Here is an 11,958-nt window from a genome sequence, read left to right as displayed (position 1 = left end):
TCGGGCATGGACCTAGACCTTGCTGCGCAGGTCGACGACGTCCTCTCGGTTGACGCGGAAGCGTTCCAGAACCAGGTGGAGGAAGACGCTTCGGTCATCAAGGAGGAAGTCGCAGCAGGCACGTTCGACAATCCGCAAGCCATCATCGGCTTCGAGTACGAGTTCTACGCCGTCGCCGACGAACACGGTCGACACGACGATGGCGGGGGTGGGGGCGCACTCATGCGGGTCCCCCGTCGACTCCTCGAATTCATCGGCTTCGAGAAGGAACTCGGCCTCCACAACGCCGAGATGTCGACGAGCCCACAGCCACTCAACGAGTATGGCCTCGCCGCACAGGAGGCGGAAGTCCGCGCCCGCCTCCAGACCGCCCAGGAGTGCGTCGGCTCCGAAGGGATGCGCCTCGTGAGTGACGGGATGTGGACCATTCCGCCGGAGGGAGAAACGGCCACTGAGTACCTCACGAACAGCATCACCGACGAGAGCATCACCATCGCGACCAACATGTCCGACTCCGTGCGGTATCACGCCATGGCCAACCGCACCGATGGCCTCAATGCAGGAATGCGACTCGACGTGCCACACGTCTCCCTCGAGACGGACACGGTGATGCCGGAGAGCCTCATCACCTCGATTCAGCCCCACTACCAGGTCGCCCAGGCGCGTGACTTGCCCCGCCACTTCCGGTACGCGCTGCGCTTTGCCGGCCCGCTGCTCGCCCTCGGCGTGAACGCTCCATTCTTCCCGGCTGACCTCTACGACGACGACGCGTCGCCAGAGGACATCCTCACCGACGCCTGGATGGAGAACCGAATTAGCGTCTTCGAGACGGCGCTCAACCCGGCCACCGGCGAGAAGGGGAAGGTACGCTTCCCGCGTGACGTAGAGAGCGTAGAGGAGGCTATCGACAACATCGCGGAGGACGCGACGCTCGTCCCGATGCCGGTTTCGGCGTCCGACCGCTTCGACGACAAGTTCGCTCACTTCCGAATGAAACACGGCACGTACTGGCGATGGGTTCGACCGGTCTTCGGCGGCCCAACGCGCTCTGCGGCGAACGCTCGCATCGAATTCCGTCCGATTCCCGCTCAGCCAACCGTCCGCGACTCCATCGCGTTCCAGGCGATGTTCGCCGGCCTGATGGAAAGCCTTCCGCGCCGCGAACACCCGGTCGCCGACTTAGACTGGCAGTTTGCAGAGGAGAACTTCTACGCCGCCGTCCGCGACGGCCTCGACGCCGACCTGCGGTGGATAACGAACGACGGTCGCGAAACCACCCGCACCGACGACATCTACGAGGACATCTTCGCCCACGCCAAAGACGGCCTGAAACTCCGCGGACTCTCCGACGAGGAGGCTGCGAAGTATCTCTGGCCGCTTCGCATGCGAGCACGTCACCGATACACGCCAGCCCAGTGGAAAATCGACGACGTTAGCGAGCGCCTCGACGCTGGCGACTCGTTCGAGGACGCCCTCGCCGGGATGCAACGAAAATACATCCGCAAGCAGTCCGACACGCTCATCGAGGGCACCTTCGCGAAGTGGAGCGAAGGCGAGTAAGGTCAGACCCGGTCTTCTTCGCGTTCCCGCTCGACGAACAGCGCCGCCACGTCCCAGAGCGACGTAATCGGTTGGCGTCGTCGCCGGTCGGTCACCCAGTCGGGACGCCACTCGCCCGCAGCAGTTAGCCGAATTGGGACTGACTTGCCAATGATGTCGCCGACGTCCGCCGGGCTCGCGTCGAGGTACGACAGGAAGCGTTCGAACGACGAGGTTCCGTCGAGCGCGGCAGGCGTCCTGAACCAGAGGTTCGTGACCGTCTCGGTGGGTGTCGGGATGGCGATGACGACCTGAATGCCGGGTATCGGCGGCCCGTGAACGAGCCACTTCTTCGGTCGGCGGGCAGCCTCGAACACGTCGACAATCGTCCCCGAACGGATGTGCCGGGCGCTTTCGAGGAGGTCGAGGCGGTCCTGGAGCCGACTCAGTCGGTCACGCTCTCGCTCGCGCTGGGCGACCGAATGTGTGTGGAGCGCGTAGGCGACGTACGCGACGCTCCCGAAGATTACCGCGAGCGGTATCAGAAATGCCAGTGCGACCAATGCGACTTCGAGACTTACCATGTACTTCTCCCACGCGCCCCGTCTGCGTGAGAGACGTTTGCACCCAACCCAGATAATGATTCGCGGCGCAGTCTGCTGATTTTCTGGATAGTCTCGCGGGGAGGAATACAATTACGCAGCCAGAAACGCAGTTCTCCCGAAGATTCCGTTGTGTTCTCGCGGTGCTGTGTTTAGCTGCCCGTAGGCCACGGGCCGCCCGTGCTGTCCGCGGTGCCCGCGCTGCCCCGTTCAGGCGCACCGCGCCTGAACGGCCTTTTTCATGCAAGTTTTTCAAGGAGCGGTGCGCTTCGCGCACCCGACGCAGAAAAAGTTGCGTTTAGAGGACCTCGTCGAAGTCCTTGTGCCCGTGGATGTCGACGCCCTCCTGGGTAATCTCGGCGATGTAGACGCCGTTGCCGGAGCCGGTGTCGCGTTCGACGGCAGCTTTCACACCTGCTGCGGCGACGCCGATTGCTTCTTCGTTCGAGAGTCCCGGTTCGTAGAGGCGTTCGAGGGTCCCGTAGGCGACGGTCAGACCGGAGCCGGTGACCGTGTAGTCGTCTTTCATGACGCCGCCGGCTGGGTCGATGCTGTAGACGTGGTGGCCTTCGTCGTCGACGCCGCCGAGGATTGGCGTCGTCGGGAGGCCGCGGCACATGTGACCGGCGAGTGTGGAGAGTGCCTGCATCGACATTTCCTCGCCGCGACGCGACTGGTAGAGATTCGCCTCTGCGCGAAGTGCCCGGATGAGCGCCTGCGCACCGCCGACAGAGCCGACGAGCGTGAGTGCCGCCCGTGGGTGAATCTGCTCTACCTTCTGGACGTCTTTGTTGGAGACGAACCGGCCGCCAAGGGAGGCGCGCATGTCGGTTGCAATGATGACGCCGTCTGCCGTCGTGAGGCCGATGGTCGTCGTCCCGGTGCTGTTGACCATGTCGTTGTCGATTTTACTGGCATCGAAATCGGGAACCGGACCGAAGGAGGACGCGTATGGGTTCGTGTCCTGGGGGGCAAAGCGGTCCAGGTTCCGAGAGAACTCCGAGCCAAACATTGGGTCTCGCATTGGTGCTCCGTAGTTGCCGAGTACTGATAAAACCACCTCTTCAGGGTGAAATCACCCGGTGGCTTCCGGTTTAGCGGCGGCGCTCACCGTGAGGGCTATTAAAAAGACGTCCGGGTCCTTACTCGTCGCTCGTGCTGTCGTAGGCCGCTCCCAGCCGGTCGATGACGCGGTGGATGGGAAGCGGGATGCCCACGCGGCGCGCGGCGAGGGCGAGTGGCAGGAGGAGGATGCCGGTGAAGATACTCAGGTTGTACAGGGCCAACAGACTTGCGCGATACAGGCGGTTCATTTCGTCTTCGGTCGATGGTGCCGATATGGGTGTATATAAACTTTCTCCACGGATTGGAACTGCTTTGTGGGGTGTGTGCACGGGCCACTGGAACGCCTGCATGCGATTCAATCTAACTTGATTTCGAACCAACAAAATTGGGTCACACGACCGAGATTTCTATCGCGGAGTCGTGAGCAATCTCGGCCCTATCCATAAGTTATGAGAATTATCTCGGTAGCGTGCGCGGGCCGCGAGGAAATCATAACCCTTCAAACCCCTCGGGACGGAGTACGGGTATGAGCGATTATTTGGTCGCGATGGAAGCAGCCTGGTTGGTCAGAGACGTCCAGCAGATCGACGACGCCATCGGCGTCGCGGTCAGCGAAGCCGGTAAGCGACTGAACCAGAAGAACATGGACTACGTCGAGGTCGAGGTCGGCGTGACCGGGTGTCCGGCCTGTGACGAGCCGTTCGATTCGGCGTTCGTCGCCGCGAACACGGCACTCGTCGGACTCCTCCTCGAGATGAAGGTGTTCAACGCGGACAGCGTCGAACACGCCCAGCGCATCGCCAAAAGCGAAGTCGGCGGTGCCCTCCGCGACGTTCCACTCAACGTCATCGAGACGTTCGAACTGGATACCGAAGACGAACAGTAATCCCTTCTCAGCGCAGTTTTCACCCCTGTTGATAACCGAAGGTTTTTCTCATAACCCATAGTAATTTCTCGTATGGAACTGCCGACCCCAGCGGACCTCCGGGAACGACGCACCGGACTGGGCCTCACGCAAAGCGAACTCGCGAACCGGGCCGGGGTGTCACAGCCACTCATCGCGCGCATCGAAGGCGGGGACGTAGACCCTCGCCTCTCGACCCTGCGTCGCATCGTCAACGCCCTGCAGGAAGCAGAGGGTGGCATCCTCCGTGCGGCGGACCTGATGCACGAGGACGTCATCAGCATCGGCCCCGACGACAGCGTCCGCAACGCGATCGAACGCATGATCGAAGCCGGCTTCTCACAGCTGCCCGTCATTCGCGACGGCTACCCGGTTGGCCTCATCAGCAACTCCGACATCCGCAAGTTCGGCGACACCGATAATGCCGCAGACCTCCCCGTCTCCGAGGTCATGCGCGAGTCCATCACCACCGTGACGCCGGACGCGACGCTCGACGAAATCGACAACCACCTCAACCACCACGACGCCGTCATCGTCATCGACTCCGGGCAGATGGTCGGCATCGTCACCGAAGCCGACATCGCCGCTCACCTGAGCTAAGCGCGCTCTTTTCCCAGGTGGGCGAGCAGCGCCTCGTTTACACCTGCAGGGTCGTCCCAGTGGACCCAGTGGCTCCCCGACGGGAACCGCCGCAGGTCGCCATCGACGCAGTACTGGAGGCTTTCTGTCGCTAATTCCGGGTCCAGCGCGATGTCCTGCTCACCCCAGCAAAGAAGGGTCGGCGGCCGAATCGACGCCTGTGAAGGAAGACCGCCCTCTAGAGGCATCGCCCGATACCAGTTCAACATCGCCGTGAGCGCCCGTGGTCTACTCCACGCCTCGTGATAGTGGTCGAGGGCGTCTGGATGGACGGATTCGGGATTCGCACTGCTGATGAGAATGCGTCCGAGGTTCTCCTGGCCGCGACGCACCAGCGCATGCTCCGGGAGGCCCGGGAGGAGGAAGGCGAAGATGTACCAACTTCGGGCCAACTGGCGCGGGTTCGTGAGCCACGACATCGCGAACACCCGTGGATGGGGCGCGTTGATAATCGAGAGGGTCTCTACGGACTCTGGATGGCGGGCGGCGAGTTCCCAGGCGACGCCACCGCCCCAGTCGTGGCCGACGACGTGGGCCGCGTCCGCGCCCGCAGAGCGAACAAGCGCCATCGCGTCGGCGACGAGTTCGGAGACGACGTACTGGCGGGACCCGCGGGGTTTTTCGCTCAAATTGTACCCGCGCTGGTCGGGAACGAGGACGCGGTAGCCGGCATCGACGAGCGCAGGAATCTGTTCGCGCCACCCGTACCAGAAGTCGGGAAAGCCGTGGAGGAGGAGAACGTGCGGGCCGTCTTCCGGTCCGGCGGTGACGATGTGCAACTGGACGCCGTTTACGTCGCGGAACTCGGAGGAGAGGGAGGGAACCGATGGGAGCAGCGAGGCATCTGTAGCCATCGTGAGAACAAACGCGACGTTGGCGGAAGAACCTAGTCGAGCGTCAGTCCGCGAATCGAGACGGTTCCCTCACCCGCTTCGACGTGGCCGATGATGCGGCCGTCCTCGGTGGCTTCGACGAGGGTTTCTGCGTCTTCCTCGGCGAGCGCGACGACGAATCCAGTCCCCATGTTGAACGTCTTGTACATTTCTTCGTCTGCGACCTTGCCCTCCTTCTGGATGAATTCGAACACCGGCTGTGGGTCGAAATCGTCCGTGATTTCGTAGTGGTGGTCACCCATCCGCGTCAGGTTCGTCCACCCGCCACCGGTGACGTGGGCCGCGGCGTGGGTGTGGTTCTCGCGAAGTGCGGGGAGGATGTCGGCGTAGATGCGCGTCGGCGTGAGCAGAACCTCGCCCACGGACTTCGATTCGTCGCCGGGGAAGGGGTCCGCGTAGTCGTGGCGGCGGGTCGCCGCCGTCCGGGCGAGGGTGAGTCCGTTCGAGTGGACGCCCGAGGAGGGGAAGCCGACGAGCGCGTCGCCGACTTCGGCTTCGCCGGGGAACATCGCGTCTTTCGGCGCGAGGCCGGCGCAGGTTCCGGCGAGGTCCAGGCCCTTGATGACGTCGGGCATCACGGCGGTTTCGCCGCCGACGAGCGCCACGCCCGCCTGTTTCGCGCCTTCGGCGAGGCCGCGTCCGATCTGTTCTGCAATCTCGTCGTCGGGCACGTCGATGGCGAGATAATCGACGAATGCGACGGGTTCGATGCCCGCGGCCACGAGGTCGTTCGCGTTCATGGCCATGCAGTCGATGCCGATGGTGGAGTAATCGCCGAGCACCTCCGCGACGAGGAGTTTCGTCCCTACGCCGTCGGTGGCGAGGCCGAGATAGCGGTCGCCGATGTCGACGACGCCGGCGTAGTCGCCGGCCATGTCCCCCACTGCGCCGATGAGGGCCGCTGTCGCCTGTTCGCTCGCGTCGATGTCCACGCCCGCCTTCGAGTACGTGAGTTGGTCGTCGTCCTCGTCGGTCATGCCTGAGAGCGGGTTAGATGGAAGGAAAAGGACTCCGGTTCTTCTGCCCGGTCAGGTCAGGCCAAAGCGGAACAGCGCGAGGAGCGCGAGCGCCGCACTCGGCAGGAAGAACACGATGAAGACGATTTTGCTCCAGCGAAAGACGCTCTTGCCGTCGAGTGGACCGAAGGGCAGCATGTTGAACCCCGCAAGCAGGAGGTTGATGGTCAGGCCGAGTTGGCCGACGTAGCCGAGCGCGCCCGAGAGACCGAAGGCGAGCGGGGCGAACACTGCCGCGAGCAGGAGGTTCGTCACCGGCCCGGCGAGCGCGATGAGGCCGTTTTCGCGTTTCGTGATGTTTCGCCCGCCGTGATACACCGCACCCGGCGCGGCGAACAGGAAGCCCGCGAGGCCCGCGCCCACCGCGAGCAAGAGCATCCCGTAATCGGCACGGAACTCGGCGACCTGCCCGAACCGAATGGCCGTCACCTTGTGGGCGAGTTCGTGGAGCAGGAAGCCGATGCCCACGGTCAGCATGCTCACCCCAATGACGACCAGCAGTTGTGGCGACTGGACGATTCCCGGCCCTGCGAGGAAGAACGTAAACGCCACGCCGAGGGCGATCCATGCGACGACGAGGTCCTGGACTTCTTTCGTGCTGAATTTCATGTAAACTGTCTCACGATGAGGTCTGCGCTGTTCTGTGCGCCCTGTACCATCAACTGCACGACGCCGTCGATGCCGCCCACGTCAGCCGCCATGTACGGCAGGATGACGAAGGCGAACAGTCCGCTCGCAATCATGCTCCCGATGTTCGTCATCGCCACGATGAGGATGAGCCTGAAGAGCGGGACGGCCCGCATCCGGTCCCAGAGGTCGCCGAGTGGACTCTCCTCGTCTGCGAGAATCTCGTTCAATTTGCCGATGTCGCTGATGTTGACTGAAGTGTAGCGCAGTTCGACGTAGCCGGCGAACCACCCAGGAGCGAGCAGCGGGTTGATGCTCGTCATCCACGCGACCGCGCCGCCGACGGTCGCGCTCGACCAGTGTGCGCCCGCGATCTTCGCGAGGGCGAACGAGAAGATGCCGTTCACGAGGAAGAATGCGACGAACAGTTCGAGCAGGAAGTCGTTTCGCACCCCGGCCATCGCGAGCAGGAGGAAGAACACGAGGAAGCCGAGGGTGAACAGGTAGCCGAACAGCTTGTAGACCGAGAATCGCTTCTTCTGGGTTCCGACGAGGCTCTCCATCGGTGGAAGCGTTCCCGGATTTTCGAGGTAGCCGAGGATGCCTTCGCGGTGGCCCGCGCCGACGATTGCGACCACGTCGAAGCCCTGCTGGCGAAGGGCCACGAGGCGGTGAGCGATGAAGGCGTCGCGCTCGTCGATGAGCGCCTCGGCCCCGCCCGGCGAGAACCGGCGGAACTCGGCCATCATCGCGGAGACGACGTCCGCGTTCGTCAGGTCGTTCATGTCGATGTCGTCCGCTTCCTCGCCGAAGCCGGCGAGCCCGATAGTCAACTGCCAGAGCATCTTTAGTTTCTCGAAGAAGGTCATCCGCGCCCAGAAGCGCTGGATGGTGACCTGGATGTCGCGGTCGACGAGCGCGACGTTGATGCCCAGCGACTCCGCCGTCTCGACTGCGGCCATCATGTCCGCGCCGGGCTTGATGTCGAAGCGTTCGCCCATCCGGGTCTGAATGTACGAAAGGAGCCAGTAGGCGAGAAATTGAAACACCGTGTTGCCGTGCAGGAGGTCGCTCGCGTCCAGGTCGTCGGGCGTCTCGCCCTTGAGCTGGCGATAGCGTCCCTCGTCGAGTTCGACGGCGACCACGTCGGGTCGCTCCTCGTCGATGACCTCCCGTACTTCGTCTACGCTGTCGGCGGAGACGTGGGCGGTCCCCACGACGCGCACGCTGCCCTCCGTGGGTGCCGACTCCGCGGTCTCACTCATCACCGCAGATACAGGGGCGTAGCTTTTACCGTTGTCGGACTTTTCGACGCAGCAGCAGAGAAAACAGGGCGACGTCGGTCGCCACAGCGAGTCGAGGTGTTCACTTGGGTGTTTCTGTCATCAGTACTTTGGTCAGTCCCTCCTCTATCTCGATGGAGAACGGGAGGTTGACGCTGCTCCGTTCGACGAACCGTGTCATGAACCAACGGAGCTGTTCGGATGGGTAGACGACGTGGTAGGTGTTCTCTTCGCTGCGACGTACCGTGAGAAATCCACAGAGCGACAGCCATTCGAGCAGTTCGCCGAGGTCGTCGAACTTTCCCACGTATTCGTGGGCGTGGTAATCTGAGACCCTGTCTGCGTCTGCGAGAAACTCTGGGTCGGGTTCTCCGTTTTCTTCCTCGACGTAGTCGAGAAAGCAGTGCAGGAAGTCGATGTCGAGCAGCGCGTGTTCACCACCAGCGAGCATCTTGTGATAATCCTGTAGGTTCGCACTCGTGTCCATCGTCGCGACCTGAAAATTCGCCGCGTAGAAGGTAAGCGCCCGTCGAACAACCTCACTCTGTCCCACACCGGTGCGACTGGTCAAGTCCTCTAACGCCGCCCGGGCGTCGGTGTCCAGCGAAACTGTCACCCTGTCATGTGACATACACACACACTCGCGGCGGAGTGCGGTAAAGGTCACGGCTCGTGTCAATACCCTGAATTCACGCCGTGTGCCCAGACAGCAGACTCTTTTTCCTGCCCCAGAAACTGGCGACTATGCCCACGTTGATGGAAACCTACATCGAGAATCGCGAACTCATCCTCCCGAACCACACCAACAACTACGAAATCGCCCACGGGGGGAACGTCATGAAGTGGATGGACGAAGTCGGCGCGATGTCCGCGATGCGCTTCGCCGGCGAAACGTGCGTTACCGCCCGCATGGACCAGGTGAACTTCCACCGGCCGATTCCCCTCGGCGAAACCGCGCTCATCCGCGCCTACGTTTACAAGGCCGGGCGAACCAGCGTCCGGGTCCGCCTTCGGGCCTACCGGGAAGACCCCCTCACCGGCGAGACGGAACTCACCACAGAGTCGTTCTTCGTCTACGTCGCCATCGACGACCACCATACGCCGACGGAAGTGCCGAAACTGGAGGTAGCGACCACGGATGGCGAACGCCTGCTCGAAGAGGCGCTCAACGCCGAAGCCGAGATGAACGCGAGCACCTAGGAGGCCTGCGGTTTTATCGGTCTCTCTGCCATATCTCTCCCTATGAGTCTCGACATCGACGCCCCACCCGCTCCCCGCATCGTCTCGAACACTGACGTCGAGAGTTACGAAGACGTCGAAGTGTTCGGGTCACAGGACTACCGCCGCGAGGAGTTACAGGAGTTCTTAGACGAAGGCGCGTGGGAACGGTCGTTCAACGAATGGGCCGAGCACACGGATGTCAGCAGCAAACAATTCGGCATCGTCGAGGACTTAGACCTCATCGCTGATTTCGATTTCTTCTGGGACGATTTTGCCAACAGAGTCGGCTACCACGCACCCGGCCTGCCGGAGAACTGGAAGGAACGAAAGCTCCACCCCAACCTTACCTCGTGGGGTGACGTGTCTGCGATAAACGCGGGACTCACCGAACTCGGGCAAATCGTGAGCGACGTACTCAAAGACGAGTACGTAGATTGGGAGGCAGAATACGAAGCGCCCGAAGACCTCCCCGACTTCAGCTAGTTCTTCTTTTTCTTCGTCGCGACGAACACGAACGTCTCGATTCGCTCACTCGCGAACGGGAGGTCGAATCCGGCGGCTTCGAGGTGTTCCTTCGCGTCGGCGAGCGAGTAGCGCTCGCCGACCGGCGGGCCGTCTGTGCCCTCCCCGCTCGCGCTCCAGTCTGCGACGACGAACTTCCCGTCGGGGCGGAGCACGCGGTGAACTTCCGCGAGCGCCGCGTCGTCTGCGAACTCGTGGTAGGTCATCGTCGAGAACGCCACGTCGAGCAGTTCGTCGTCGAACGGCAGGTCCGCGATTTCAGCCGTGACGAACTCCACGTTTTTCGGCGCACCTTTCTCACGGTAGATGTCGTGCATCGCCTCCTGGACGTCCACGGCGTACACCTTCCCGACGTAGGGCGCGACGTGGTCGGTGTAGAAGCCGGTGCCGCTGCCGAGGTCGGCGACGACCATCTTCGAACTCGGGTCGATCATGCCGAGCAGTTCCTCGACCGAGACGTATCGATAGCGCGAGTCGTCTTCGAGCGCGTCAGCGCGGTCTACGTCGTAGGTGTGAAACCCCATGGACGACCTACGAGCGGCGAGCGCAAAAGGCTAGGTGCGCGGTCAGGCGAAGTGGGGCACGACCTCGTCCCCGAGGCGCTCTACGCACTCGACCATCGCGTCGGTCCCGATGCCGGGATAGTACGTTCGGAAGATAAAGTGCACGTCGTCGCCGAGCGCCTCGCGGTACGGTTCGAGCTGGTCTATCACGTCCGCGGGCGTGCCGAAGATGGCCTGTGCTTTGAGTTTCTCTACGCGGGCTGCTGGCAGTTCTGGAATGGACTCCCCGGACCCCCATTCGGCGTACTTGCGCTGGAGGTAGAGGTAGCCGTCTTTCATCGTCTCCCACGCTTCTTCTTTCGAGTCGGCGACGAACCCGTGCTGGATGAGGTAGGTCGTGAACTCGCCATCAATCCCCTCTTTCTCACGGATTTCGTGGATGTCCTGCTGACGGACGCGCACTCCGTCGATGGAGAGCGAGGAGGGGGCAATCCAGCCGTCGGCGATGCGCGCCGCTCGCCTGACGGCCGGTTTCGCCTTCCCGCCGAGCAAGATGGGCGGTTGGGATTCCGGTTTCGGCGTCACCAGCGTATCGGCGGGCGCATCGTGAAATTCCGGCTCGAAGTCGAGTGGCCCCTCGGACCACGCCCCGCGCAGGACCCGAACGGCGTCTTCGAGGCGGGCGGTCCGCTCTTCTTTCGGTACGCCAAAGCGGTCGAACTCGTCGTCTACGTAGCCGACGGCCATCCCGAGCGAGAGACGACCGCCAGAAAGCAGCGAGACGGTGGCCGCGTCTTCCGCGAGTCGAACCGAGTCGTAGAGCGGCGCGAGGGCAATGCAGGTTCCGATGTCGATGGATTCGGTGGTTGCAGCGAGCGCGCCGAGCGCTGGCATCGTTCCTGAGAGGTACCCGTCGTCGGTGAAATGGTGTTCCGAGACCCACGCGCTCGCGAGACCCGCGTCCTCGATGGCGCGTCCGAGCGTGAGCAGCTCCTGATAGAGGTCGCGTCGAGACCGGTCGTCGTCGGGGCGGTGCTGGCAGGTGAACAGGCCCGTGCCAATCTGCATACGCCGACCCACGCGAGCGACCCACATAGGTGTGGCTTCGACGAAACACCTAATCGGCCACCAGTGGTATGCACAC

At 62.8% G+C, this 11,958-nt stretch carries 15 protein-coding genes; 5 read left to right on the top strand and 10 right to left on the bottom strand.

Annotated elements, in window-relative coordinates; translation table 11 throughout:
• Positions 1–6: 6 nt before the first annotated feature.
• Positions 7–1,560: a hypothetical protein gene (locus tag P0648_RS10465; RefSeq protein WP_276247305.1), complete on the top strand. Its 1,554-nt coding sequence runs from the start codon at positions 7–9 to the stop codon at positions 1,558–1,560.
• Positions 1,561–1,562: 2 nt separating this feature from the next.
• Here P0648_RS10465 and P0648_RS10460 read toward each other — a convergent pair whose 3' ends face one another.
• The 3 genes from P0648_RS10460 to P0648_RS10450 all read right to left on the bottom strand — a co-directional run bounded on the left by P0648_RS10460 (position 1,563) and on the right by P0648_RS10450 (position 3,454).
• Entirely contained in the window at positions 1,563–2,123 is a 561-nt protein-coding gene (locus P0648_RS10460) for a hypothetical protein (RefSeq protein ID WP_276274890.1), read from the bottom strand.
• A 316-nt stretch (positions 2,124–2,439) separates the two neighbouring features.
• Positions 2,440–3,165 (bottom strand): proteasome subunit beta, encoded by a 726-nt coding sequence (locus P0648_RS10455; protein WP_369685656.1) that lies wholly within the window; start codon positions 3,163–3,165, stop codon positions 2,440–2,442.
• Between the two features lie 118 nt (positions 3,166–3,283).
• On the bottom strand, positions 3,284–3,454 hold the full coding sequence (locus P0648_RS10450; RefSeq protein WP_276247307.1) for a hypothetical protein: 171 nt from the start codon (positions 3,452–3,454) through the stop codon (positions 3,284–3,286).
• Between the two features lie 278 nt (positions 3,455–3,732).
• Here P0648_RS10450 and P0648_RS10445 point away from each other — a divergent pair, with 278 nt between their 5' ends.
• Positions 3,733–4,092: a DUF555 domain-containing protein gene (locus P0648_RS10445; protein ID WP_276247308.1), complete on the top strand. Its 360-nt coding sequence runs from the start codon at positions 3,733–3,735 to the stop codon at positions 4,090–4,092.
• A gap of 72 nt (positions 4,093–4,164) precedes the next feature.
• Positions 4,165–4,710 carry a CBS domain-containing protein gene (locus tag P0648_RS10440; RefSeq protein ID WP_276247309.1) on the top strand — a complete coding sequence of 182 codons (546 nt, stop codon included), beginning with the start codon at positions 4,165–4,167 and terminating at the stop codon, positions 4,708–4,710.
• Here P0648_RS10440 and P0648_RS10435 read toward each other — a convergent pair.
• The 5 genes from P0648_RS10435 to P0648_RS10415 all read right to left on the bottom strand — a co-directional run bounded on the left by P0648_RS10435 (position 4,707) and on the right by P0648_RS10415 (position 9,199).
• Positions 4,707–5,603: an alpha/beta fold hydrolase gene (locus tag P0648_RS10435; protein ID WP_276247310.1), complete on the bottom strand. Its 897-nt coding sequence runs from the start codon at positions 5,601–5,603 to the stop codon at positions 4,707–4,709. The two genes, P0648_RS10440 and P0648_RS10435, sit on opposite strands and share 4 nt — an antisense overlap.
• 32 nt (positions 5,604–5,635) lie before the next feature.
• The gene (gene purM, locus P0648_RS10430) at positions 5,636–6,619 is read right to left on the bottom strand and encodes a phosphoribosylformylglycinamidine cyclo-ligase (RefSeq protein WP_277503887.1); all 984 of its coding nucleotides are present in this window, start codon (positions 6,617–6,619) and stop codon (positions 5,636–5,638) included.
• 51 nt (positions 6,620–6,670) lie between these two features.
• Positions 6,671–7,267: a metalloprotease gene (locus P0648_RS10425; protein ID WP_276247312.1), complete on the bottom strand. Its 597-nt coding sequence runs from the start codon at positions 7,265–7,267 to the stop codon at positions 6,671–6,673.
• Positions 7,264–8,550: a TraB/GumN family protein gene (locus P0648_RS10420; protein WP_276247313.1), complete on the bottom strand. Its 1,287-nt coding sequence runs from the start codon at positions 8,548–8,550 to the stop codon at positions 7,264–7,266. Before P0648_RS10420 ends, P0648_RS10425 begins: the two co-directional genes overlap by 4 nt.
• A gap of 100 nt (positions 8,551–8,650) precedes the next feature.
• Entirely contained in the window at positions 8,651–9,199 is a 549-nt protein-coding gene (locus P0648_RS10415) for a ribbon-helix-helix protein, CopG family (RefSeq protein WP_276247314.1), read from the bottom strand.
• 113 nt (positions 9,200–9,312) lie between these two features.
• Here P0648_RS10415 and P0648_RS10410 point away from each other — a divergent pair, with 113 nt between their 5' ends.
• Together P0648_RS10410 and P0648_RS10405 are read left to right on the top strand one after the other, a co-directional pair.
• The gene (locus P0648_RS10410; RefSeq protein WP_276247315.1) at positions 9,313–9,768 is read left to right on the top strand and encodes an acyl-CoA thioesterase; all 456 of its coding nucleotides are present in this window, start codon (positions 9,313–9,315) and stop codon (positions 9,766–9,768) included.
• 42 nt (positions 9,769–9,810) lie between these two features.
• On the top strand, positions 9,811–10,272 hold the full coding sequence (locus tag P0648_RS10405; RefSeq protein WP_276247316.1) for a hypothetical protein: 462 nt from the start codon (positions 9,811–9,813) through the stop codon (positions 10,270–10,272).
• Here the strand turns inward: P0648_RS10405 and P0648_RS10400 are convergent.
• Entirely contained in the window at positions 10,269–10,835 is a 567-nt protein-coding gene (locus tag P0648_RS10400; protein WP_276247317.1) for a class I SAM-dependent methyltransferase, read from the bottom strand. The genes P0648_RS10405 and P0648_RS10400 overlap by 4 nt on opposite strands.
• Before the next feature lie 42 nt (positions 10,836–10,877).
• On the bottom strand, positions 10,878–11,882 hold the full coding sequence (locus P0648_RS10395) for an LLM class flavin-dependent oxidoreductase (protein WP_276247318.1): 1,005 nt from the start codon (positions 11,880–11,882) through the stop codon (positions 10,878–10,880).
• Between the last annotated feature and the right edge of the window lie 76 nt (positions 11,883–11,958).

Source organism: Haladaptatus sp. DYSN1 (assembly GCF_029489995.1).
Classification (GTDB): Archaea; Halobacteriota; Halobacteria; order Halobacteriales; family Halococcaceae; genus QDMS2.
Note: the sequence above shows the minus strand (reverse complement) of the source record. Positions and strands in the feature narration are given on the sequence as shown.

Coding starts and splice junctions, on each gene's coding strand:
- P0648_RS10420 (WP_276247313.1), bottom strand. CDS start 8,550: ATGAGTGAGACCGCGGAGTCGGCACCCACGGAGGGCAGCGTGCGCGTC.
- P0648_RS10455 (WP_369685656.1), bottom strand. CDS start 3,165: ATGCGAGACCCAATGTTTGGCTCGGAGTTCTCTCGGAACCTGGACCGC.
- P0648_RS10410 (WP_276247315.1), top strand. CDS start 9,313: ATGCCCACGTTGATGGAAACCTACATCGAGAATCGCGAACTCATCCTC.
- P0648_RS10425 (WP_276247312.1), bottom strand. CDS start 7,267: ATGAAATTCAGCACGAAAGAAGTCCAGGACCTCGTCGTCGCATGGATC.
- P0648_RS10450 (WP_276247307.1), bottom strand. CDS start 3,454: ATGAACCGCCTGTATCGCGCAAGTCTGTTGGCCCTGTACAACCTGAGT.
- P0648_RS10435 (WP_276247310.1), bottom strand. CDS start 5,603: ATGGCTACAGATGCCTCGCTGCTCCCATCGGTTCCCTCCCTCTCCTCC.
- P0648_RS10440 (WP_276247309.1), top strand. CDS start 4,165: ATGGAACTGCCGACCCCAGCGGACCTCCGGGAACGACGCACCGGACTG.
- P0648_RS10400 (WP_276247317.1), bottom strand. CDS start 10,835: ATGGGGTTTCACACCTACGACGTAGACCGCGCTGACGCGCTCGAAGAC.
- P0648_RS10395 (WP_276247318.1), bottom strand. CDS start 11,882: ATGCAGATTGGCACGGGCCTGTTCACCTGCCAGCACCGCCCCGACGAC.
- P0648_RS10460 (WP_276274890.1), bottom strand. CDS start 2,123: ATGGTAAGTCTCGAAGTCGCATTGGTCGCACTGGCATTTCTGATACCG.
- P0648_RS10465 (WP_276247305.1), top strand. CDS start 7: ATGGACCTAGACCTTGCTGCGCAGGTCGACGACGTCCTCTCGGTTGAC.
- P0648_RS10445 (WP_276247308.1), top strand. CDS start 3,733: ATGAGCGATTATTTGGTCGCGATGGAAGCAGCCTGGTTGGTCAGAGAC.
- purM (WP_277503887.1), bottom strand. CDS start 6,619: ATGACCGACGAGGACGACGACCAACTCACGTACTCGAAGGCGGGCGTG.
- P0648_RS10405 (WP_276247316.1), top strand. CDS start 9,811: ATGAGTCTCGACATCGACGCCCCACCCGCTCCCCGCATCGTCTCGAAC.
- P0648_RS10415 (WP_276247314.1), bottom strand. CDS start 9,199: ATGTCACATGACAGGGTGACAGTTTCGCTGGACACCGACGCCCGGGCG.